This window comes from Uliginosibacterium sp. sgz301328, assembly GCF_041807905.1.
Lineage (GTDB): Bacteria > Pseudomonadota > Gammaproteobacteria > Burkholderiales > Rhodocyclaceae > JBGVSA01.
This window is the reverse complement of record NZ_JBGVSA010000011.1, coordinates 1-20,691: the sequence shown is the minus strand read 5'-3', so window position 1 is coordinate 20,691 and position 20,691 is coordinate 1. Positions and strand designations below refer to the sequence as shown.

Annotated in this window: 17 protein-coding genes; 7 read left to right on the top strand and 10 right to left on the bottom strand. The window is 61.5% G+C overall.

The window, feature by feature from the left end; all coding sequences use genetic code 11:
- Position 1: 1 nt before the first annotated feature.
- The 9 genes from ACDA63_RS10030 to ACDA63_RS09990 all read right to left on the bottom strand — a co-directional run bounded on the left by ACDA63_RS10030 (position 2) and on the right by ACDA63_RS09990 (position 11,729).
- On the bottom strand, positions 2-3,730 hold the full coding sequence (locus ACDA63_RS10030; protein ID WP_373663095.1) for a DUF6079 family protein: 3,729 nt from the start codon (positions 3,728-3,730) through the stop codon (positions 2-4).
- A 46-nt stretch (positions 3,731-3,776) separates the two neighbouring features.
- Positions 3,777-4,232: a BREX-3 system P-loop-containing protein BrxF gene (brxF, locus tag ACDA63_RS10025; RefSeq protein ID WP_373663094.1), complete on the bottom strand. Its 456-nt coding sequence runs from the start codon at positions 4,230-4,232 to the stop codon at positions 3,777-3,779.
- Positions 4,233-4,319: 87 nt separating this feature from the next.
- Positions 4,320-4,535 carry a helix-turn-helix domain-containing protein gene (locus ACDA63_RS10020; protein WP_373663093.1) on the bottom strand — a complete coding sequence of 72 codons (216 nt, stop codon included), beginning with the start codon at positions 4,533-4,535 and terminating at the stop codon, positions 4,320-4,322.
- Between the two features lie 292 nt (positions 4,536-4,827).
- Entirely contained in the window at positions 4,828-4,974 is a 147-nt protein-coding gene (locus ACDA63_RS10015; RefSeq protein ID WP_373663092.1) for a hypothetical protein, read from the bottom strand.
- A 53-nt stretch (positions 4,975-5,027) separates the two neighbouring features.
- Positions 5,028-5,984 carry a hydrolase or metal-binding protein gene (locus ACDA63_RS10010; protein ID WP_373663091.1) on the bottom strand — a complete coding sequence of 319 codons (957 nt, stop codon included), beginning with the start codon at positions 5,982-5,984 and terminating at the stop codon, positions 5,028-5,030.
- 131 nt (positions 5,985-6,115) lie between these two features.
- The gene (locus ACDA63_RS10005; protein ID WP_373663090.1) at positions 6,116-7,135 is read right to left on the bottom strand and encodes a YqaJ viral recombinase family protein; all 1,020 of its coding nucleotides are present in this window, start codon (positions 7,133-7,135) and stop codon (positions 6,116-6,118) included.
- Between the two features lie 92 nt (positions 7,136-7,227).
- Positions 7,228-8,175, bottom strand: a complete 948-nt coding sequence (locus tag ACDA63_RS10000; RefSeq protein WP_373663225.1) for a DUF932 domain-containing protein — start codon at positions 8,173-8,175, stop codon at positions 7,228-7,230.
- Between the two features lie 900 nt (positions 8,176-9,075).
- Positions 9,076-10,455 carry a YfjI family protein gene (locus tag ACDA63_RS09995; RefSeq protein ID WP_373663089.1) on the bottom strand — a complete coding sequence of 460 codons (1,380 nt, stop codon included), beginning with the start codon at positions 10,453-10,455 and terminating at the stop codon, positions 9,076-9,078.
- 920 nt (positions 10,456-11,375) lie between these two features.
- Positions 11,376-11,729 (bottom strand): hypothetical protein, encoded by a 354-nt coding sequence (locus ACDA63_RS09990; RefSeq protein ID WP_373663088.1) that lies wholly within the window; start codon positions 11,727-11,729, stop codon positions 11,376-11,378.
- A gap of 246 nt (positions 11,730-11,975) precedes the next feature.
- Here ACDA63_RS09990 and ACDA63_RS09985 point away from each other — a divergent pair, with 246 nt between their 5' ends.
- Genes ACDA63_RS09985 through ACDA63_RS09970 form a run of 4 tightly spaced genes read left to right on the top strand, consistent with a single transcriptional unit; the run spans position 11,976 to position 16,363 of the window.
- A complete protein-coding gene (locus tag ACDA63_RS09985) occupies positions 11,976-12,641 on the top strand; it encodes an HAD family hydrolase (protein WP_373663087.1) in 666 nt (221 codons plus the stop codon).
- Between the two features lie 60 nt (positions 12,642-12,701).
- Positions 12,702-15,137, top strand: a complete 2,436-nt coding sequence (locus ACDA63_RS09980) for an ATP-binding protein (protein WP_373663086.1) — start codon at positions 12,702-12,704, stop codon at positions 15,135-15,137.
- Positions 15,138-15,193: 56 nt separating this feature from the next.
- Entirely contained in the window at positions 15,194-15,463 is a 270-nt protein-coding gene (locus ACDA63_RS09975; protein WP_373663085.1) for a hypothetical protein, read from the top strand.
- 9 nt (positions 15,464-15,472) lie between these two features.
- Entirely contained in the window at positions 15,473-16,363 is an 891-nt protein-coding gene (locus ACDA63_RS09970) for a Rossmann-like and DUF2520 domain-containing protein (RefSeq protein ID WP_373663084.1), read from the top strand.
- Here the strand turns inward: ACDA63_RS09970 and ACDA63_RS09965 are convergent.
- A complete protein-coding gene (locus ACDA63_RS09965) occupies positions 16,354-17,481 on the bottom strand; it encodes a methyltransferase (RefSeq protein WP_373663083.1) in 1,128 nt (375 codons plus the stop codon). The genes ACDA63_RS09970 and ACDA63_RS09965 overlap by 10 nt on opposite strands.
- 174 nt (positions 17,482-17,655) lie before the next feature.
- On the opposite strand from ACDA63_RS09965, the gene ACDA63_RS09960 reads away from it, so the two are divergent.
- From ACDA63_RS09960 to ACDA63_RS09950, 3 genes are all read left to right on the top strand, one after another.
- A complete protein-coding gene (locus ACDA63_RS09960) occupies positions 17,656-18,894 on the top strand; it encodes a nucleoside recognition domain-containing protein (RefSeq protein WP_373663082.1) in 1,239 nt (412 codons plus the stop codon).
- 8 nt (positions 18,895-18,902) lie between these two features.
- The gene (locus tag ACDA63_RS09955; protein ID WP_373663081.1) at positions 18,903-19,898 is read left to right on the top strand and encodes a formylglycine-generating enzyme family protein; all 996 of its coding nucleotides are present in this window, start codon (positions 18,903-18,905) and stop codon (positions 19,896-19,898) included.
- 145 nt (positions 19,899-20,043) lie between these two features.
- On the top strand, positions 20,044-20,691 hold a 648-nt coding region (locus tag ACDA63_RS09950), incomplete at its 3' end, for an endonuclease/exonuclease/phosphatase family protein (protein ID WP_373663080.1).

The following is a 20,691-nucleotide window of genomic DNA, read 5'->3' as shown; positions in this document are numbered from 1 at the left end:
CTTACTCCACCACGAAGCGAAGCTTGCTTGAGTCCTTGCCCTTGCAGCGCTCGTTCATGAAGGTGTCGAAGCGTTTGCGCAGATCGTCCGGCGTGGCCGGCGAGCCGCCTTGAAGCAGTGCCTGCTTGATCTCGTCACCCTTTACCGAGATCTTCTCCAGCCCCGACAGTGCTTCCTGCACGGCGTTGGCAAACTCAGTCGTCATCGGGTCTGGCAGCGTGCGTGACGTCAGAAAAGTATCGATCAGCTTCTTGGAGGCGGGCGGCAACAGGCCCAGACTGTCCTGTGTGAACGGGTCTTCGAGGTTTTCCAGCAGAGTCTGCTGCCAGTTGGTCAGCAGTTCGTCCAGATCATCGTCCAGCTTGTGCAGGCGGTTAGCCGCCGGGATTAGCTCCAACTGCTCGGCAGACGGGCGGAACTGGCAGTGCGGGCATACGGCTGCCGTGACCAGGGTCGGCTCATCCAGCGAAGAGCAGCTCTTCAGTCCGCTGAGCGACTCCTCGAAGGCGGTGAGCTGGCTAGTGGGCATCAGCGACACGCCAGCCAACACGCGCAGCGCCAGCAGGCGGTCGTCCTTGCGCAGGGCGTTGCGGGTCTTGTCCTCGGCTACACCCAGCCGCGCCTTACTGTGGCTGGCGATGTAGGCAGTGATGTAGTCCTTCTTGAGCTGATTGAGCGTCTGCCGGTACTCGGAGGCATGCTCGGCCGTGCGGTCCTGGCTTAGCTTGTCCTGCAGCGCCTTGCGGGCCGCCTCGGCCTGTTTTACCCACGGATGCTCGGGGGGCAACACCATCTCGGCTTGCGAGAGGTAGGACGCCGTGCTGCCCAGTTCCAAAATCAGTTCGAGCAGACGCTCGACGGCTGCCAGGGTCTCTAGATTCTTCTTCTGGCTGTCGATGTCTTCCTGAGTGACGCGCAGGTTCTTAAGCTTGCCAACGGTGTTGTACGGAGCCAGCGACTCGGTGAACTTCTTGAGCGAATCAAGCCGGGCGTGCCAATCTTTGGCTTCTTCCTCGCGCAGCAAGCTCTGGCCCCAAAAGCTAAGCTTGCCTTGCTGAAGGTCGGAGCCGGCCTTAAGTACGCGCGGAACGAGTGCGCTGACTTTTTCTTGCAGTTTGACGACTGGCTCAGTATCGCCTTGGCCGGCCTTCTGGGCCAGGCCGGACGCCAAGTCAAACAACTCGAACAGGGCGCGCAGAACTGCGAGGTTGATCTCCTTGGGCGCCTCGACATGTTTGAACTGCTTGAGCTCTTCCAACGAACGCTCCGCAAGTTGCACCAGCTTGCCGGAATCGATCTTGTCGCCTGTGATCGATAGCACGATGTCGCCCGAGTAGACCAAGCCGCCCAGTACGGTGACCAGCAGGTCGGGCTCCAGCCGATACTTGATCGGCGCGAAATATTCGACGTCTGAGGTGCCCGACAGCAGTTCGCTGCGATTGAGCACCTGGCCGTGGCCTTTGGCCTTGAGGCGGTTGAGAACTTCCTGCGCGTAGCGGGAATTGGCCGAATCGATGCGGTCACCATCGAGCAGCTCCAGCGCATCAAGCACGGCAAGCGAATCCTTGGTGCGAGTGCCGCCGGCCAGAGCACGCAGTGCATTGCCGACTAGCTGCTTGCGGTTGGCCTCGGTAACCAGCACAGAGAAGCTGGGGTACTCTGGAGAAATGTCGGCAAAACGCTGGCCGAGCGCCAAGCCAGAGACGACGTTTACCACGTCGCGGAAGTTGATGCGCTCATCTGGCCCTAGCCGCGCACGGTCGCGCAGCGACACGCCCTCAACCCACTTTTGCAGTGTTTTTGTCTTCCCTTGGTGCGTAATTTCGAAGGCCGTCATCTGCTTTTCCTGCAGCCACTTACTCATGAATCGCAAGGACTCCTGAGCCTTCGAGAGGTAGACAGTCTTTGCGCTGCCGCTGGCGGTGGACGCCAAATCGAGAGCTGCTGCGTATTGGGACAAGTAGCGCTTGTAGTCCTCGTCTGGAGATTTCAGACGGAAGAACACTTCGTCCGCCAGGTTGTTGTCGCTGAACTTCGGCTTGTCGAAGGGCTGGATGAAGTAGATGTAGAAGTCGCGCTCGGGCTGGGCCGTGGGGCGGTCATTCGGGGCACCAAAGAACAGGTAGCCCATGCGTTCGACACGGCGCTCCTGCCACTCAATCTGGTATTGCCAGATCTGAAAGCCTGGGTAACGCAGGTCGTCGCTGCACTCCATCAGTGCCTTGATGGCGCTGTAGTAGGCACGGTCCAACGCGTCGTCGGATAGGGCTTCGGCGCGCTTCTCGATCTGCGCGTCGTAGTCGATGTCCTTCTTGAGATCGAGGTAGTACTGCTCGGTGTCCGGTGCCTTGGAGATGAATTGTCCGTTGACGGTCTTCAGCACCTCCCGCATGACGGTCTGGACCATCGACAGCAGGTTCTCGGCCGGATCGCCCGGCATGTCCTCCACACCTGGTTGGAACAGGCACAGGGCGTCGCGCAGCTCGGCAGCCGTGGGGCCAATGGGCACATGGATGTCGCCGCCGGTGGTCAGACGGTGCACGGCCAGCGCGTTGATCACGCGCAGCGCCATGGCTTTGTAGGGCGGGCGCGTGAAGGCTTGCTGTACGCGCGACTCCAGCACTTCGGACACGCGCATGACCTCCTTGATGTTCGGGTCGGCGCGCAGGACCGAGTTGGCCTTGACCGTGTTCCAGAAACTTTCGTAGCTGATGAACAGCGGCTTGTCAGCAGGCACCTCCTGGGCGAGGATGGCCAGCATCGCGGCCTCGATGGTCTTGAGTGCGCCGCGCTTCTCGGTGAAGTGGATCTGCTCGAAGGTCTTCAGGTAGTCCGGGTGAACCGGGAACAGCCGCACGTACTCGTCCATGCGCTCGTTCATGGAGCCATAGAACTTGGCGAACGGCGTGAGGTATTCGCGAATCTTGTTCTGCTGGTCTGCGGTCTTCTTGAGCAGGCGCGCTGAGACGACGAAACTGACGTCCTGACGGTCGATCAGGATCTGGGTGAAGCGCTCGTTGACGCGGCGCATGCTGTCGGCCACATGCTGGAAACGCACGCTGTCGAAAATGGCTTCCTGCACACCGGCCACGAAACGGAACTTCAGGTGCTTGGTGACTTCACCGATTTGACGCAGGATGGCCAGGTCTTGCACCAGTTCGTGGTCGCGACGGGACTGCAGGTACTCCAGGAACTCGTCGACAACCAGCAGCACACCTTGGTCCGGAAATTTCTCACCGAACGCGGCCATCATTTCCTCGAAGGAGTCCTTGTTGTTGAGCTCTTTGTCGGCAGTCGGAAAGGTGTAGTCGACGCCGAGCTTTTCGAGGAATCGCTCAAGCTGCAGGGTGATGATCTGGCGCAGCGGCATTTGCAGACCACCCACCTCGATACGCAGCACCTTAAAGCGGCCTGCGATCGGAGTAACCGCTTCGGCGACCTTCGGGTGGCGGATCATCGGCGCGTAAGCGGCGTCTTCTGCCACCAGCGACAGCACCGACATCAAGTGCGACTTACCTGTGCCGTAGTTACCGACGATCAGCACGCCCTTGTGATCGACCGAGTCGTCGAAACTGAGCTGGGGGACCATGAGTTTGGAGATCCGCTCAGCCATGTCGTCGGAAATGACGTAGGTCGCGACGAGCTTCTTCGCTTCATCCGGGCGTCCAGCATCAAGCAGCTGAATGACTGATTCGATCTGCTCGAACTGGATCAAGTCTCCGTATTTCATGTTCTTTGACATCTGGTTCAATCTCCCCCTCAGTATCTGAATCTGGTCAAATTTCGAGTACGACCACGCCGTCGCGGCTGTAGTCACGATGTTCTGGATGGCTCATGTCGGCATACACCAAGTGATCGCCACGTAAGTCGCCGGGCCAGACGGCAACGACTCGTTTGGAGTGAGCCAGCCGCCTGACAATATCGAGCGGGTTGATGTGCAGGCTCGGCTCGAACAACAACTCCAGGTTGTCGAGCAGTAGTGGGTCATCATCGCGCTCCTTGTCCGCGATTTCCCGCAGCAGTTCGCCTGCCGAAAAGCCACGCTTGTGGTTCGGCGTGGCAGCCAAACGGCGCCCCAGCTCCAGGCTGACGTTAAGCGGGTCGACATTAACCTTCGCGCCGAGTTGACGGAGTAGTTGGGTTTTTCCACTGCGGCTGGGACCAACCAACAGGATCAGCTTGCTGTTGATGTCGCCTATTTCGCCAACGAAACGTTCGAGCTGGGCGATCAATTGAGCCTCTGTTCTTCAGAGACTTTGAACACCTGACATTCCCGATTCAGCTCGCTCATTTTGTTGCTGCTGGGAGTGCGGCGCCGCTCAAACATTGGGGCGCTCCTTGTCCTCATAATCATCGCTGCCAGCAGCGGCTCCGCCCTCTCGTACCCAGGCATCCACGTCTTCCTTCTTAAACTTCCAGAAGCGCCCAACCTTGTGCCCCGGCATGCCCTTGGAGGTAACCCAGGTGTAGATGGTGTCTTTTGCTACGCCGAGGTAATCGGCGATTTCGTCGACAGAGAGCCAGCGATCTTCCATGTCTGTATCCAAACAGAAATACGCCGCCAGATTGGCGGCAGCGGAACTAAGTTTATTCCCTCTTCAGCCATATCAACAAGGGTTAGACAGGGTTAGGTCGTGTTAAGCATGATTTAGGTCAGTTATACCGGTAACCCGGCTCCAGAATGACTAATCGCGTACTGAGCACGATGCTGATCGCAAAAAAAAGAAAAGACGCACAGAGAGACACGCACGGAAGGGCTTGGCCCCTCCGTGCGTGTCTTATGTACGTCTCAGTTCCAACATTCTTGCTGTTTACAGAGATGGCAGTTCATACATGCTTGGTAGGATTGGGGGCACGCCCTTTCGCCATCATCCAGCGCCCATAGGCGGCGACACATACGGTCGCCACGGCACCAGCAATGAAGGCGATCGCATAAGAGGCAAGCGTCTCCAGCGGGGAAGGTTGATTCATCATGGCGAACAACTCCTTTCTTAGCGGTGTAGCCGGCAATGGCGTGCAAAGCTTGATCACAAGCTCCTTGGCGTTCCTTCCGGTTTCTCGGCTGCCCCTGACATTACGGACTCAGGTGTGGCAAGAGGCAGCCTATTACCCAACTTTTCCGCCAAACTGAGCTGGGCTGTGCTGGTAGCGCCCTGCATTGCGGCTTTCGTGGCCACGTCTTCAGTGCTTAGCGGATAGAACTCCTCAATTACCTCCCCACGCTCTTCCTCCGAGTCCTCGAACTCGCCATTTGCAAACCCTTGGCGTGCGGCCTGCTCCAGCGCTGCCTGATCAAAACCAGCGGCTTCACGCTCACGCGCCGTACGCGCAGCTTCTAGTAGCGTCTCCTCCAAAGTCATGGAAGCACGCACGGTGATGTCGGCGTAGAAGATCGGTGTGCCCATGCTCTGCCGGGTGGATTTGCCGCGCAGCCTCAGTTCCAGCGGCATACAGGAGAGCTTATTGCCCGACACGGCCTGGAGGTACTGCAGGCGAGCGATCAGTGTGCGAATGGAGTTAAAGCCGGTGGTGCGGAAGACGAAGCTGCAGAGCGGATCGTCGTCGCCGATCACGACATTGAGCCGCCCATAGGGCTTACAGCTACCCTCCCCAAACGTGCACTGATCGGGTGAGGGACAAGTCAGGACCGAGATACCGTCCTGACTGCGACGCCGGCATTGCTCTCCGTTACCTACGCATAGCTGACGTCCGGTCTTGCGGTCGAAGAGTGTGTAGTGCGCACGAAAGTTCAGATCGGGATCGTTGAAGAGCAGACGGATCGGGATGCTTCGGATCTTGCCGCCCTGGGCCTTGCGCAGGGCTTCATCGAAGGGATGAGGAAGCCAGCCGTCCCTGCCCTGGATCTGGCTGGTCAGCGTGAACTGATCGTCCTTCTCCGGCAAGCGCTTGCCTTGCCGTTCAACGACCTTGCCGATGGAAATGCGACCCATGATCGGCGGGGTGATGCACAGTCCTTTCAACATAAGAAACCTCGTCTGCGTAAGAAAAAGAAAAACGCCACGTCGCCCTTTCGGGTTGCGTGGCGTCGTGTCGGTGGACGTGTGAAGCGGGTGGATAGGAAGGCAGGTTCAGGCTCGAAGCCGCCAGGTGAAGCTCAGACAATCAGGAAGCGCCGACTCCCTGCCTTGGTGGTGGCGTAGGCCTGGGCAAGCTCGGGGTGCTCGGCCAGCAGACGGTTCGTATCGAGTGCGGCGCTGTCCTTCGAGCGGCGCCAGGTCACACGCCCCGTTTCGAACAGCGCCGTGGTCGCTTCGCCCATAGCCTGCTGGATGCGCTGCTTCAATTGCGCTTCCAGCCTCTCCTGCTCGGCAAGGGTTTCCCGTACAGATATCAAGTCAGCGAATGCTGCTGACAGATCACGGTCCTGCCGGAAGTCCTGCACTGCACCTGAGTCTTGAGGGAAGAGACAGCGCAAAGCGAGCTCGGACGAATCCGAGCCATCCGCAGGCGGTGGCGTGTCAGTCTCAACATAGCGCCAGAACTCGCGCTCCAGCGTGATGAGACGATGGATCAGAAGCTCGTCGCGTTCGATGCGATGAATCTCCAACTCCTGCCCTCCGATCAACACGGCAACATCGGCGGCCTGCTTGCCGGTGACCGCCAGTTGATGCTGAACCTGGAGTTGCACGTACTCGGGCACGCCGTCTCGCCAGAGCTTGGCTCCTTGAATGCCAGCCGTCTTGCATTCGAGGATCTGAACATCGGGACAGCTCATAACCTCACGGTCGATGTTGGCGAGCATCCAAGGCAAGTCGGGATCAGGATGCTGAAGCACGGCGTTGAGTTTGCGGACACGGCGCCCTGTGCGCTTGGTGTAGTGGGCTGCCACGAAGGGTTCAAGGACGTGTCCCCAGTACGTCGGATCCGTCTCGTCGTGGGGATCAATCTTGGGAAGCTGTGCATCACGGCCGGTTTTCTCCAGCCACAGTTCAAGCGGACTCTTGTAAGGATTGAGCCCAACACTGGCAGCAGCATCGGAACCGCCGATGCCACGCTTGCGGACTTCGAGCCAGTCTTCGCGCGGCAGATCGACTGTGGGAACGAGGCGCAATGCAGCGCGCCTGCGTGAGCTAGGTTGTTGTGTGGAAGGGTTGGAATTGATCGGCTGAGCCATGGGGGTCTCCAGAAAAAAGAAAAGCCCCGGATGGCATCAGCCAATCACGGGGCTCGGGGTGGTTGAGGGAATACAGACAAGGCGTCAGCCAGTCAGGCGGTGAGCTGCAGCGCCGCGTCAAGTGCGCGTTGCTTGAGCACCGCACCTTGACCGAACCATGCAGAGTCAAGGCGGTACTCGTTGCTGCGCGCACGACGCTCGTGGTCAACGTACTCGGTGACAGCATTGAGCAGTCCCCAAGCCGTACCTTTTGCGGCATCCAGCTCCGCACCGCGACCCGCGCCGTCGTAGAGGGCTTGCACCCGCTTCAAGGCACGCTCGTTGGCCAACCCTTGCGGCTCGGTGTTGCCCGGCTGGGTTTCACAGAGCACGCGCAGGAAGTAAGCCATGGCTTCATGCGACTTCACCTTGCGTTCGGCGAGGATGCGCATGCGGTACATGAAGCTCTCGAACTGGCCTACGGCAATTCCCAGTTGCTGCTTCACGAGCTGGGAATCGAAGCGCGTACTGTGCGGCACCTTGATAGCCTGGGCGGCGCCATTCACCGCAATGCTCAGCGTGTTATTGCACACCACGCGAATGGTGGTCGGTGTCGCCGTCGTTGCCAGCGTACCGTCGCAACTGGTAGCCAGCAGCAAGTAGCCATTGACCTCGTCCTTCCCCTTCAAGGCGGTGGATTGCCCGGTACGGGCCAGTGCCCAGAACTTGCGTCCGCCCTTCAGCACGCCAACCGTCTCCAGCTCGTAGCCGGAGACTTCGGTGAGATCGCGATAGAACTCCAAGACTTCACGCGGCTGCACGACCTGGTAGCGCTGCGACACAACCGACAGCGCTTCCTTGGTGTCGGAGCGATACAGCACCTTCTGTTCAGGGAAGGAATGGATGGTGCCGAGACTACCGATGCTGTCAGCCATGTAGCGCACGGGCGACTCTTCAATCGCCCAGTTCATGCCGGCAGATTCCTGCCAGACATCGAGAGATTGCTTGGTGGGCAGGCGATTTCCGAGGCCGTGCCACGGAGTATCACCAACGTATGCCATTTGAGAAACAAGATGGGCCATGGTGGGCCTCCTTTCAGATGAAGTCCACAACACGTGACATGCCCTCAGCCTGTGTGGAGCTGATACGGATCACGCATTGAGGGGGATGAGTGGGGGCGCTGCTGATCGATGAGATGTATGGGTAGCCAGGGCGTTGATTGTCCCGGCTGGATTTGAGAGCTACTGGTGATGCTGCATGGGATTGCTGAAGACGTAGCGGCAATCAAGACACTCGCAGTTGCCAAGCACCTTTTCATCGATGACTTCACCGAATTTGGCTCCCGCCACACAACCGGCAGCTCCGCCGACTAGACCTCCGACTAAGGCTCCGGCCAAACCTCCCAACGCCATACCAATCGGCCCGGCAACAGCACCAGCTGCCGCACCCACTTCCGCGCCGGACACAGCGCCAGCCGCACCTGTCGCGGCACCACTCGCCGCACCTATAACACCACCGGCACGTTTGGCAACGTCGCGGGTAGCGATGCGGAAGGATTCACAACGAGGGCATTGAACAGACATGACAATCTCCTGAGGACAAGTACACAGAAAGGAGCCCATCCCTGACCACAGCTACCGACGATCAGGAAATGGGCTGCAGGAGAGTCCGGATCGAGCTCGCTTTGGGCGAGCCATTCCCGTTCTCAGGAGAGTGATATGTGTCTGAAAAAATCTAGAAATCGAAAACGATGTCCGATGGCGCTAACAACACCCGCATGTCATTTCACAACGCTGCGAGACCTCGTCGAAGCGATGAGTGGTGCTATTCGGCTACTGAATAGCCGAATAGCACCACTTGCAGCATGAATGAGGACTTCCGCTGTATGCGAACAGCCAACTGTAGCTGGCGGAGTGTCAAAAGAAAGCGCCTCCGCAGAGGCGCTTCAACGAGACAAGAAATCACACGCGTTGTTGGTAGTAGTAATAGTCGCGAAGGATAACGAACTGAGTCGGACGCCTCGGCGGTGCTGTCATTGCAGTGGGAGGCTGAATGAAAGCCTGGCCGTAATCCAGACGCCCCCACTGATTCAGGGTTGCCAAGCACATATCCATGACGGCACGCAGCCGGAGGGGCTTGGGAGCCAACTGGAGCAGATCATTCTTCCGAATCTCACGAGCGCCGCCCTGCCGTGCCCACCCGAGCAACCAGTTGTCCAGCATTGCCACATTCCTGTTGTGCACGTCCATTGGGCTGGGAGGCGAGAAGAGGCGAAGGAACTCATTCGCGTACCACAGAACGATGCCGGTCGCAGACCGAAGCGTTCCCAACGAAATCTCGCTGCCGTCGTAGCCTTCAAAGGCATGAAGGACGCCGGCCACCCTAGCGATCATCTCCGAAACCTTGGAGGCGTAGTCGCGGTTTTCGCAGAATTGCCCGCCTGGCTGTAGCGCTTGCTCGATGCCGTTGAAGATGTTCACCCACTCGTGCTGAGCATTCTGAGAGAAATGCAATTCTGTCTTGGTATGCTCATCGGGATTGATGAAGTAGTTGAGCTGATCATTCAGTAGATCCGAGACTCTTTTGCCAAATGCTTCAATGGCTGGCAGTTCAACGGCATCGAAATCGATGAACCGCCAGCCTTGTGTGGATTGGGGGTAACAAACCAGGCATCTTGCGAGGAACCCAATCCCTCTAATGCTTTCGCCTTTGCGCTCCATGTATTCCTTGAAGATCCATGGCTGCACCATCCAGTTGATCGTCGACCTAGGTGATCGGATGACAAAGCTTCCGCTCTTGCGATCGACGCTTAGGTCTTGACCGCCCCACAGTTTATTCAACAGTCCAATGTCATCAACCATCCGGCTCTTGAAGATTCGACCCGCTTCATCTTCGATTACACCAGCGGAGCAGCCGTACTTTGACAAACCTTCCAGGTAGGCAATGGGTGTGGTGTCGCTGTACAGCAAGCGCAGCCGTTTTTGGGGCTTGTCTTGCGGATCCTGTTCGATTTCGTCATCGGTATCGGTTGCCTTGAGCTTGCAGGTTTTCTCAAACTCGCGGAATGCTCGGAAAAACATCTCATCGATCGTTGTTTTTCTTTCTCCAGACTCGGCAAAGGTCAGGAAATACAACGAGCAGGGCGACTTCAGATTCTTCATGCGTTTGACATCGAACCTGGCTTGCACTGCAAGTGATGCTGATGCCAACGCAGTGCTGGCGATGAGCGCGACAGGCGCCTTGGTTGACAATGCAGCCTCCTCAACTGCGGCACGGAGCTTGGGAGTAAGCTTTTCGACGGGAAAGATAGTCGGGTTTAGTACAGGGAATTGGTTGTGCATGAAAAGCCCCTTCAGGCAATGTGTTTGTCATTTAATGACATCGCTGAAGCTTCGCGGGGCCCTCGCTCAGCCTGCAACTTTTATCGGTTAGGAAGGAAAAGACTCGTTAAGCACTGACGGCAGAATGTTGGTTGCTGCCAGCAAGAAGAACCCTGAGTTCTCCAACATTCCAGCGCGTATGCGCTCCGAACTTTCGAGGCGCGGGCAATTCGTGGCGCCGCAGCCTTGCCCAAATCGTCGGTACCTTGCATCCGAACAGCACCGCTACTGCATGCACATCCACATGAGCAGCATCTGGCAGGTCGTCGAAATTGATTGCGTCATTACATGTCATAGATGGATCTCCAAGGTTCGTTGATGATCGTCAGCACGTACCCGTCGTTTGGGGCAGACTCCAGGGCCGTTGAGTTGATCCTGAGTGGCTGGCGTCGAAGTGAATTGTTCGCGGATCATCGGGATCTCGCGAGGCATGAAATTCCGCAAGAATTCATGCCTTGACATTCGTGAGAACTGTGGTGCTTAAGGGATGGATTGCAGCCATCTTCGATCGAGATGATCGAGCCAACGATGGCGGCGTATGTCTTCTCTCATGAGGAGACAGAGGCGCCTGCATGCTGAGTACGACCTGGTACAGGTATCTAGCGGGTACTGACCGATGATCACGAGCCACATGTGGCGACTGCGTTCGCGTCGTTCGTGTGGGACACTTCGACGTAGCACTCTCTGTTTGGGTAGCTGTATGGGTAGCCAGGAGGCTTAAATCACAAAATGCATTACGTAAGCTAATGATTTATAGCTATTTTTATTTTTGTTTATGGCAGTTCGACATCGTCCTGCTCTGACAATACCTGCGCCCAGCGAGGGCGCAGCGAGTGCCGAACGGGAATGTGCGGCAGGGGCAGGGCGATACCGCTCTGCCGCTACTCCATCACGAGGCTCGGAGCCGCCTCGGCCTCATTCCACGCCAATCGCACCACACTCGGCGCATCGCCTGTGTCGCGCTGCCATTGCAGCAGCGCCTGCGACACCGTGGGCAGCAATTGCTGATTGAGCAGGTGATCGATGTTTCGAGCGCCAGTGTCGGGCGCGAGGCACGCTGCTGCAATGTAATCGCACACCTGCCCGTCGTATTCGAGCCGCGTGCGATAGTGACGCGCCAGGCGATCGGCGACCTTGCTGAGCTTCAGCTCGACGAGCCACGCATCGAAGGCATCGAGATCGAACTCCATCCGGCGACCGAGGAAATCACGCTCACCTACACGCTGGTCTGCCATCTACGGCAGACGGGGCTGGTGCGTTTCGGCACATGGTTCATGCCGGACGGCCGGGTTCAGCTCAGGCGATTCCGCTAGGCCGCCTTCGGGCCCCGATCAGTCGGCTCCGGGGCGGCGGCTTCCTTTCGCCCTGCCCCGCCAGCGCGCGTATCTCTTACACTTGCCCACTTGGTCGGATGCCCTTCATTTGCTTCATGAATGCGGCACACTCCGGTTGATTCCTGCATCTGGGATTTCGCTCTGGCTATGCCCCTGACTCTCGCCCGCCCCGAAGCGGTGATCTTCGACATGGATGGCCTGCTGCTCGACAGCGAGCGGGTCGCCCTCGACCTGCTCGCCCAGGCGGCGAGTTCGCTTTCGCTGCCCTGGCAAGCAGAGGTCGGCTTCAGCATGGTCGGCCTGAATTCGCGCGACTCCGACGTGCTGATGCTCGACGCATACGGCGCCGATTACCCGGTGGCCGATCTGCGACAGCGCTTCGGCGAACTGTACGAAGCAGCCATCGCCGACGGGCTCATCCAGCCCAAGCCCTACGTGCGTGAGCTGCTCGCGCGACTCGAAGCACAGCGCATCCCCTGCGCTGTGGCGACGTCGACACGCCGTACGCGGGCCGAAGCCAAGCTCATCCGCGCGCATCTCCTGCCGCACTTCAAGGCGTTGGCGTGCGGCGATGAAGTCACGCGCGGCAAGCCCGCGCCCGAGATATTCGAGCTTGCCGCACGACGCATCGGCGCGCAGCCAACGAAGTGCCTGGTGCTGGAAGACTCCAACGCCGGCGTGCGCGGCGCGGTGGCGGCGAGCATGAAAGTCGTGATGGTGCCCGACATGCTGCGCCCGGACGCCGACATCCGCCGGCTGGGCGTACCCGTGGTCGACTCTTTGCGCGAAGTCCTGGCGGCACTCTCGGTCTGAAGTACGGCGAGCCGGCGTGGCACAACGCTGGCCATGCCGCCCCTGGGGAGAAGATTGCACATGAACGAAGCGGACAATGGTCAATGCTGGCCGCCACGTGGCGGCGGGATGGGCGCACTGGTCCGTGCCACCGACTGGTCGGCGACGCCGCTTGGCCCCCTCGAACAGTGGAGCATTGCGCTGCGCGTGGCCGCCAGCCTCGTGCTCGAATCGCGCTTTCCCAAGATCCTGCTGTGGGGCGAGCAACTCATCCAGATCTACAACGACGGCTACCAGCCGATCCTTGGCGCCAAGCACCCGCGCGCGATGGGCCAGCCGACGGCGGAATGCTGGCCCGAGGTATGGCACTTCAATGGGCCGATCTACGAGCGGGTCGCGCAGGGCGAGACGGTCTATCTCGAAGACCAGGAGTACATCCTCTACCCCACGCGTGATCGCGAAGTCTATTACCTGACCATCTGCTACAGCCCCGTACGCGACGAACGCGGCACCGTTGCCGGCGTGCTGGTGACGCTCATCGACATGACACGCCGGCGCGAAGCCGAAAACGAAAGCGCCCGGCTGCTGACCGAGAGCCGCGCCTCACAGCGCATCCTGCAGCAGTGGTTCGACCAGGCGCCCGGCTTCATCGCTTTGCTGCGCGGGCCCAACCATGTGCTGGAAAAGGTCAACGCGGCCTATTACCAGCTCATCGGCCATCGCGAGGTGCTCGGCCGGCCGCTGTTCGACGCGCTGCCCGATGTCCGCAACCAGGGCTTCGAGCAGATCTTGGACACCGTATACCGCTCCGGCGAGCCTTTTTCGGGGCGCAATCTGCGCGTCGTCCTGCAGCGCGCGCCCAACGGACCGCTGACCGAGGCCTTCATCGACCTCACCTACCAGCCTGTGCGCGACGCCAACGGCGCGGTCACCGGCATCTTTGCGCAGGGCTATGACGTCACCGAGCCATATCGCTTTGCGCAGGCATTGCGCGACAGCGAGGAGCGCTTCCGGCTCGCCGCCGAATCGTCATCGCTGGGCACCTTCGACTGGAACATTCCGCAAGGCGCATTGCGCTTCTCGGCCGAGGCGCGCGCCATCTTCGATGTCGATCAGGAGGTCATTCACATTGAAGACGCATATGCACGCATCCATCCTGGCGACGTCGAACTCGTAAAGGAAAGCATCGACCGCTGCATCGCGTCCGACGGCGAAGAACGCTATGAAGTGAAGCACCGTGTCGTTCACCGCAACGGCACGGTGCGATGGGCGCACGTCATCGGCCGCGTCCGGTTCGAGCAGCAGAAAGACGGCTCGAACGCCGTGGGGCGATTCATCGGCGTGATCTGGGACATCACCGAGCAGCACCAGCTCGTCGAAGCGCTGCGCGAAGCGGACCGCCGCAAGGACCGTTTTCTTGCCACGCTGGCGCACGAACTGCGCAATCCGCTCGCGCCGATCCGGCAGGCAGTGCACATCAGCCGCTCGCCCAATGTCACCGAGCGTCAGTTGCGCTGGAGCCAGGACGTGATCGAACGGCAGGTCGAACACATGGCCTTGCTGCTCGACGATCTGCTGGACGTGTCGCGCATCTCGCAAGGCCGCCTGGAATTGCGCAAATCGCAGGTCCGGCTGGCGGACGTCATCGACGCTGCGCTCGAGACTTCGCGTCCGATCATCGAAGGCAAGCGCCACACGCTGACGATCGACATGGCGGACCACGACATCTCGCTGCAGGCCGACCCGCTGCGGCTGGCGCAGGTGCTGTCGAACCTGCTGGCGAACGCCGCCAAGTACACCGATGCGGGCGGACGGATCTGGCTGTCGGTCGGCGCGGATGCGACGCACGTCATCATCAGCGTGCTCGACAACGGTGTCGGTCTGGAGCCGGAATCACTGCCGCTGATCTTCGAGATGTTCTCGCAGGTCAGCTCCGTGATGGACCGCTCCGAAGGCGGCCTCGGCATCGGGCTGGCGCTCACGAAGGGCCTGGTCGACCTGCACGGTGGCACGATTGAAGTCATGAGCACGGGGCTGGGCAAGGGCGCGGAGTTCGTCGTCCGCCTGCCGCTGCCCGAAGTACGTTCGGCGCCCCCGACGGCCGCCGCCCCGGCGCCGCGCACGGAAGCCGCACCGTGCAAGGTCCTGCTCGCCGACGACAACATCGACGCGCTGGAGAGCCTTGCATTGTTGCTGTCGCTCGACGGGCACGACGTGTTGTGCGCGCGCGACGGCGAAGAGGCCGTCGCACTGGCCGCCCGCGAGCGCCCGGATGTGGCGATCTTCGACATTGGCATGCCCTGCCTGAACGGTTATGACGCGGCGCGCCGCATCCGCGACCAGGACTGGGGCAAGAGCATGATGCTGATCGCGCTAACCGGATGGGGTTCGTCCGAAGACCAGCGTCGCGCGACCGAAGCAGGTTTCGACCATCACTGCACCAAGCCGATCGATCCGGCCCGGCTCAATCCGTGGCTCATCGAGGCAGTGGCGCGCCGAGGCCCGGCGCTGGCCTGAGCGCGTACAATGGCGGCCCGCGAAGAATCGCTCGGCGCAGCCCCTGAAAGACACGTATGAAGAAGACCGACCTCGAAAAGAACCTTGGCCTGAAGATCAATGGCAAGCTCAAGCAAGGCGCCTCGGCGACGCGCTTTGGCGCGGCATCGGGCGAGGTGCCGGACCGTCGCGAGCAACGCAAGCTCGACGCGGCGCGCGGGCTGATTCCGTTCGCCGTCAAGCTCGAAGGCGATCTGGTGACCCAGTTGCGCACGCAGGCCGAAACGCAGCAGCGCGACATCAACGAACTGGTCGCCGAACTGCTGCGCCGCGGCCTGGCAGGCTGAACGCCGCCCATGACTGCCGCAGCGCCCCGCATCGGGTTCGTCGGCGCCGGCCGAATCGCCAGGGCGTTGGCCCGGCGGTGGCACGCTACCGGGCAAACCGTGGTGGCAGTATGCAGCCGGCACGGTGGAAGTGCCATGCAACTTGCTGCGCAGATCGAAGGCTGCGTGGCGGTGGCAAGTCCGGCAGACGTGGCAGCGCTTGCCGACCTGGTCGTCCTTGCCGTGCCGGACGATCTGCTCGCCGAAATCGCCGGACAACTCGGCACGCTGCACGGCAAGGCGGTGGTCCATCTCTCCGGCGCCAGCGAACTGTCGGTGCTGGATGCTGCGCGCCAAGCAGGAGCGCAGGTCGGTGGACTCCACCCGCTGTTTCTGTTTGCCGGACGCGACGACGACGCGCAACGCATGGCCGGTTGCAGCATCACGATCGAAGCCGCCCAGCCACTCGTCGAGACACTGAATCAACTAGCGCACAGCCTCGGCTGCCGGCCGCTGACGATCCCTGCCGGCCAGCGCGCGCTCTATCACGCGGGCGCCAACTACGCGGCAAGCTTCATCCTGAGCCTGCTCGAAGAAGCCGCCACTTTGTGGACGCATGCCGGAATCGATCGTGCCCAGACGGTGCGAGCGCTGTGGCCGCTCGTCACCGGTACGCTCGAATCCGCACACGACCGGCCGTTATCGGACGCCCTGGCGGGTCCGGTGTCGCGTGGCGACACGGGCATCGTGGCTCGACACCTTGAAGCGCTGGATGCGCTGGGCGGCGACCATGGTGTGCTCTACCGCGCGCTTACGCGCCGCGCACTGGAACTGGCGCGGCAGCGCCCCACGGCCACGCAACATTCGCAGGCACTGGCGGCGATCGCCGCGTTGATCGATTCCCCGAATACTCAGGACTGACGCAGCCCCAATCGCCACAGCGAGGTGACTTCGCGGCGCCGCGCGGCGTGCAGCGGATCGTTCTCGTCGGTGGCCTTGGGATGGCGCGGGCGAATGTCGTCGCGGCCCAGCACGACCAGCCCGGCCGCTTCGATCCAGCCCATCAGCGCCTCGCGCGTACGCAGTCCAAGGTGCTCGGCCAGATCCGACAGGATCAGCCAGCCTTCGCCGCCCGGTTCGAGGTGCGCCGGCAGCCCCGCCAGAAAACCGCGCAGCATGCGGCTGTCCGGGTCATACACCGCGTGCTCGATGGCCGAGCTGGGGCGCGCCGGCACCCACGGCGGATTGCACACCACCAGCGGCGCGCGGCCTTCCGGAAACAGATCGACCTTTGCAACGTCCACCTGCCCCGCAACGCCGAGGCGCAACAGATTGTCACGTGCGCACGCAATGGCGCGCGCATCCTGTTCCGTGGCGATCACGCGCGCAACGCCGCGTTTTGCCAGCAGCGCGGCAATGACGCCAGTGCCGGTGCCGATGTCGAAGGCAAGATCGGCAGCCGGCAGACGCGCCCGCGCAATGAGATCGAGGTATTCGCCGCGCACGGGCGAAAACACGCCGTAGTACGGATGGATGCGGGCGCCGAGCGCAGGTATTTCGACCCCCTTGCGGCGCCATTCGTACGCGCCGATCAGTCCCTGCAGTTCGCGCAGCGAGGTCGCGTACGGGCCGTCCGCCTCACCATAGACTTGCTGGCAGGCGTCGCGCGCATCTGGCGCACGGCGCAGCGGAATACTGTGATCGGCCTCGAACGGAATCAGCAGCATGCCCAATGTGCGCGCGCGCTGCGCCTGGGCCTGGCGATGCAGGTGAAAGGCTTCGGCAGGGTCTTTGGATGTCTTGGCAGGGCGACGATCCGCGCGGCGCGCCATGGCCTGCAAGAGTTGCCGGGCGTTCTGGAAATCGGCCCGCCACAGCAGCGCGGTACCTTCGCAGGCCAACCGATAGGCGGCGTCGGCCGTGAGCGTATCGTCGGCGACCACCACGCGTCGTGGCGGCGGATTACCGGCTTCCGAACGCCAACGGGCACGGCACAGTTCGCCGCCCTCTTCCCATTCGATCATCGGCAGATCGCTCATGCGGCACCTCGCGCGGCGTGGAAACTGAAGACAACGAGCGATGGATGCATGAGGACGGCCCTGAAGGTGCGGATGCGTGACGAAGCCGCCATTCTACGTGCACGGTCCGCGCCCCTTGTCGTTTCCGTGCAAACGGCGCCATCCGCGCCGGCGAGGCGATTACACTGCCGCCTCATGGTCCTGAACTACATCTGGCTGTTCTTCTTCTTTGCCGCTTTTGTCGCGGCGCTCGTGCAATGGCTCGTGCTGGGCGACGCGGAAGTCTTCAACCGCATCGTGCAAGACACTTTCGGCATGTCGAAAACAGCCTTCGAAATCGCCCTGGGCCTGACCGGTACGCTGGCCTTCTGGCTCGGCATTATGAAGGTGGGGGAACGCGCCGGCGCCATCCAGATGCTGGCGCGCGTGGTCGATCCGCTCTTTCGCCGGCTGTTCCCGGGCATCCCGGCGGGCCATGCGGCGAGCGGCTCGATCCTCATGAACATCAGCGCCAACATGCTCGGCCTGGACAACGCGGCCACGCCGCTGGGCATCAAGGCGATGAAGGAATTGCAGGAACTCAACCCGCGCCCGGACACCATCACCGATGCGCAGGCCATGTTCCTCGTGCTCAATGCCAGCGGCCTGACGTTGATCCCGGTGAGCATCATGACCTACCGCGCGCAACTCGGCGCCGCCAATCCGGCGGACATCTTTCTGCCGATCCTGCTGGCAACCTTCTGCAGCACGCTCGCCGGGTTGGTGGCGGTGAGCATGGTGCAGAAGATCCGCCTGCATCATCCGGTGGTGCTGGCATGGATCGTGGGCATGGTGGCCGCCGTGTGCGGCACGCTGTGGTACTTCGCGCGCCTGTCGGCAGAGCAGCTTGCACATCGCAGCGCACTGGTGAGCGGCTTGATTCTGTTCGGCCTGGTAGTGGGCTTTCTCGCGCTGGCGACGCGACGCGGTGTGCACGCGTTCGATACCTTCGTCGAGGGGGCTCGCGAGGGCTTCAATACGGCAGTCATGGTGATCCCCTACCTGGTGGCGATCCTCGTCGGCATCGCGGTGTTCCGCGCCAGCGGCGCGATGGATCTGGTCATGCGCGGCGTCGCTGCCGTACTCGGTCTGCTGGGCTTGCCGGCGGACGTGGTCCCGGCCTTGCCCACGGCGCTGATGAAGCCGCTGTCAGGCAGCGGCGCGCGCGGCATGATGATCGACGCCATGAAGACCTATGGCGCCGACAGCTTCGTCGGCCGCCTGTCGAGCATGTTCCAGGGCGCCACCGACACGACCTTCTACGTCGTCGCCGTGTATTGCGGCGCGGTGGGCATCCGCAACACGCGCCACACCATCGGTTGCAGTCTCATCGCCGACCTTGCCGGCGTGATCGCAGCGATCGCGCTGGCGTATTTCTTCTTTCCACCCTACTAGGAAACGACATGGCCCGCGCCATCTGTGCAGTGCTGCCCCTCATGATGTTGACGGCCTGCGCAACGGGCGGACATGCGCCCGAAACGCTCGACAACACACTGGGCATGCGCTTCGTGCGCATCCCGGCGGGTGAATTCCTCATGGGCAGCGACGAGTCGCTGGAGGCGTTGGCGGCGAGCTACCCCGGCTACGAACGCGAGCGCTTTGTCGCGCTGTCCGATGAGGCACCGGTGCATCGCGTGCGCATCAGCCGCGACTTCTACATCGGTCAGTATGAAGTCACAGTCGGGCAATTCCGGCGTTTTCTGCAGGCATCGGGATATGTGCCCGAATCGATCAGCGACGGCACCGGCGGCTACGGTTATCGCGCCGATTACGATCCTTCGACGACCGAGCGCGGCGATGCGTTCGAGGGACGCGACACACGCTATAGCTGGAGCAATCCGGGCTTCGCGCAGGGCGACGATGAACCCGTTCTGAACGTAACGTGGAACGACGCCCAGTCCTTGGCGGCGTGGCTGTCGCAGCGCGAAGGCGTGCGCTATCGCCTGCCGACCGAGGCGGAATGGGAATACACCTGTCGCGCCGGCACGCGCACCCGCTACGCCAACGGCGACGATCCGCAGGGCGTGTTGCGCATTGGCAATACCTTCGACCAGGACGCGGCCGCCAACTGGCCGCGCTGGCGGGATCGCGCCCTCGACGGCCACGATGGCTATCCCTTCACCGCGCCGGTCGGCAGCTTTGCGCCCAACGCATTCGGCGTGTACGACATGCACGGCAACGCGTGGGAGTGGACCGGCGACTGGTACGGCGAGGATTACTACGCGCATTCGCCGGAAATCGATCCACAAGGCCCGGCGGATGGCAACGTCCGCGTGCGCCGCGGTGGTTCGTGGCACACGTGGTCGTTCTACACGCGGTGCAGCTACCGCAACTGGAACACACCGCAGACGCGCTACACGCTGGTCGGCATGCGACTGGTGCGCGAAGCGAATCCCTGAGCTGCGTCGGACCAGCACCTACATTGCCGCCGCCGCGCGCTGTCGGCGGCGCTGCGTGCCCTGGCGTACATTGAAGTCATCCGGCAGGGTGTCGCATGCGCCGCCACGGCGGCCGGCTGCACCGCCGATCCGCACGGTGACGACAATGAGAGACAGCGATCCCGAACTGACCCTGGGCGTACTCACTGTGAATGCGCACAAGGGTTTCAGCGTCTTCAACCGCCGCTTCATGCTGCCCGAGCTGCGCGAGGCGGTGCGCGGCGCCGGTGTCGATCTGGTGTTCCTGCAGGAAGTGCTCGGCAGCCATGAGCACCACTCGCGCCGCTATTCCAACTGGCCTGCTTCGCCGCAATACGAATTCCTCGCCGATTCGATCTGGTCCGCCTACGCCTACGGCCGCAACGCGGTGTATCCGCACGGTCACCATGGCAACGCGATCCTGTCGAAATTCCCCATCCTGCATTACGAGAACCACGACGTCTCACTCGGCAAGCACGAGCGACGCGGGCTGCTGCATTGCGTACTCGACCTGCCGCATCGTCGCCAGCAGGTGCATGCGATCTGCGTTCACCTCGGCCTGCGCGAGACACACCGCCGCGAGCAACTGCACGCACTGGCGCATCTGATCAAGACGCAGGTGCCGGACGACGCGCCGCTGGTGGTGGCCGGGGACTTCAATGACTGGCGCATGAAGGGACACCCGTTGCTGGCGAATGTGGGCGGTCTGCGCGAAGTGTTCGATGAAGCGCATGGGCGCCCGGCGCGCACGTTCCCTTCACGCCGCCCACTGCTA

Coding starts and splice junctions, on each gene's coding strand:
- ACDA63_RS10030 (WP_373663095.1), bottom strand. CDS start 3,730: ATGAAATACGGAGACTTGATCCAGTTCGAGCAGATCGAATCAGTCATT.
- ACDA63_RS10020 (WP_373663093.1), bottom strand. CDS start 4,535: ATGGAAGATCGCTGGCTCTCTGTCGACGAAATCGCCGATTACCTCGGC.
- ACDA63_RS10015 (WP_373663092.1), bottom strand. CDS start 4,974: ATGATGAATCAACCTTCCCCGCTGGAGACGCTTGCCTCTTATGCGATC.
- ACDA63_RS10010 (WP_373663091.1), bottom strand. CDS start 5,984: ATGTTGAAAGGACTGTGCATCACCCCGCCGATCATGGGTCGCATTTCC.
- ACDA63_RS10005 (WP_373663090.1), bottom strand. CDS start 7,135: ATGGCTCAGCCGATCAATTCCAACCCTTCCACACAACAACCTAGCTCA.
- ACDA63_RS10000 (WP_373663225.1), bottom strand. CDS start 8,175: ATGGCATACGTTGGTGATACTCCGTGGCACGGCCTCGGAAATCGCCTG.
- ACDA63_RS09995 (WP_373663089.1), bottom strand. CDS start 10,455: ATGCACAACCAATTCCCTGTACTAAACCCGACTATCTTTCCCGTCGAA.
- ACDA63_RS09990 (WP_373663088.1), bottom strand. CDS start 11,729: ATGGCAGACCAGCGTGTAGGTGAGCGTGATTTCCTCGGTCGCCGGATG.
- ACDA63_RS09985 (WP_373663087.1), top strand. CDS start 11,976: ATGCCCCTGACTCTCGCCCGCCCCGAAGCGGTGATCTTCGACATGGAT.
- ACDA63_RS09980 (WP_373663086.1), top strand. CDS start 12,702: ATGAACGAAGCGGACAATGGTCAATGCTGGCCGCCACGTGGCGGCGGG.
- ACDA63_RS09975 (WP_373663085.1), top strand. CDS start 15,194: ATGAAGAAGACCGACCTCGAAAAGAACCTTGGCCTGAAGATCAATGGC.
- ACDA63_RS09970 (WP_373663084.1), top strand. CDS start 15,473: ATGACTGCCGCAGCGCCCCGCATCGGGTTCGTCGGCGCCGGCCGAATC.
- ACDA63_RS09965 (WP_373663083.1), bottom strand. CDS start 17,481: ATGAGCGATCTGCCGATGATCGAATGGGAAGAGGGCGGCGAACTGTGC.
- ACDA63_RS09960 (WP_373663082.1), top strand. CDS start 17,656: ATGGTCCTGAACTACATCTGGCTGTTCTTCTTCTTTGCCGCTTTTGTC.
- ACDA63_RS09955 (WP_373663081.1), top strand. CDS start 18,903: ATGGCCCGCGCCATCTGTGCAGTGCTGCCCCTCATGATGTTGACGGCC.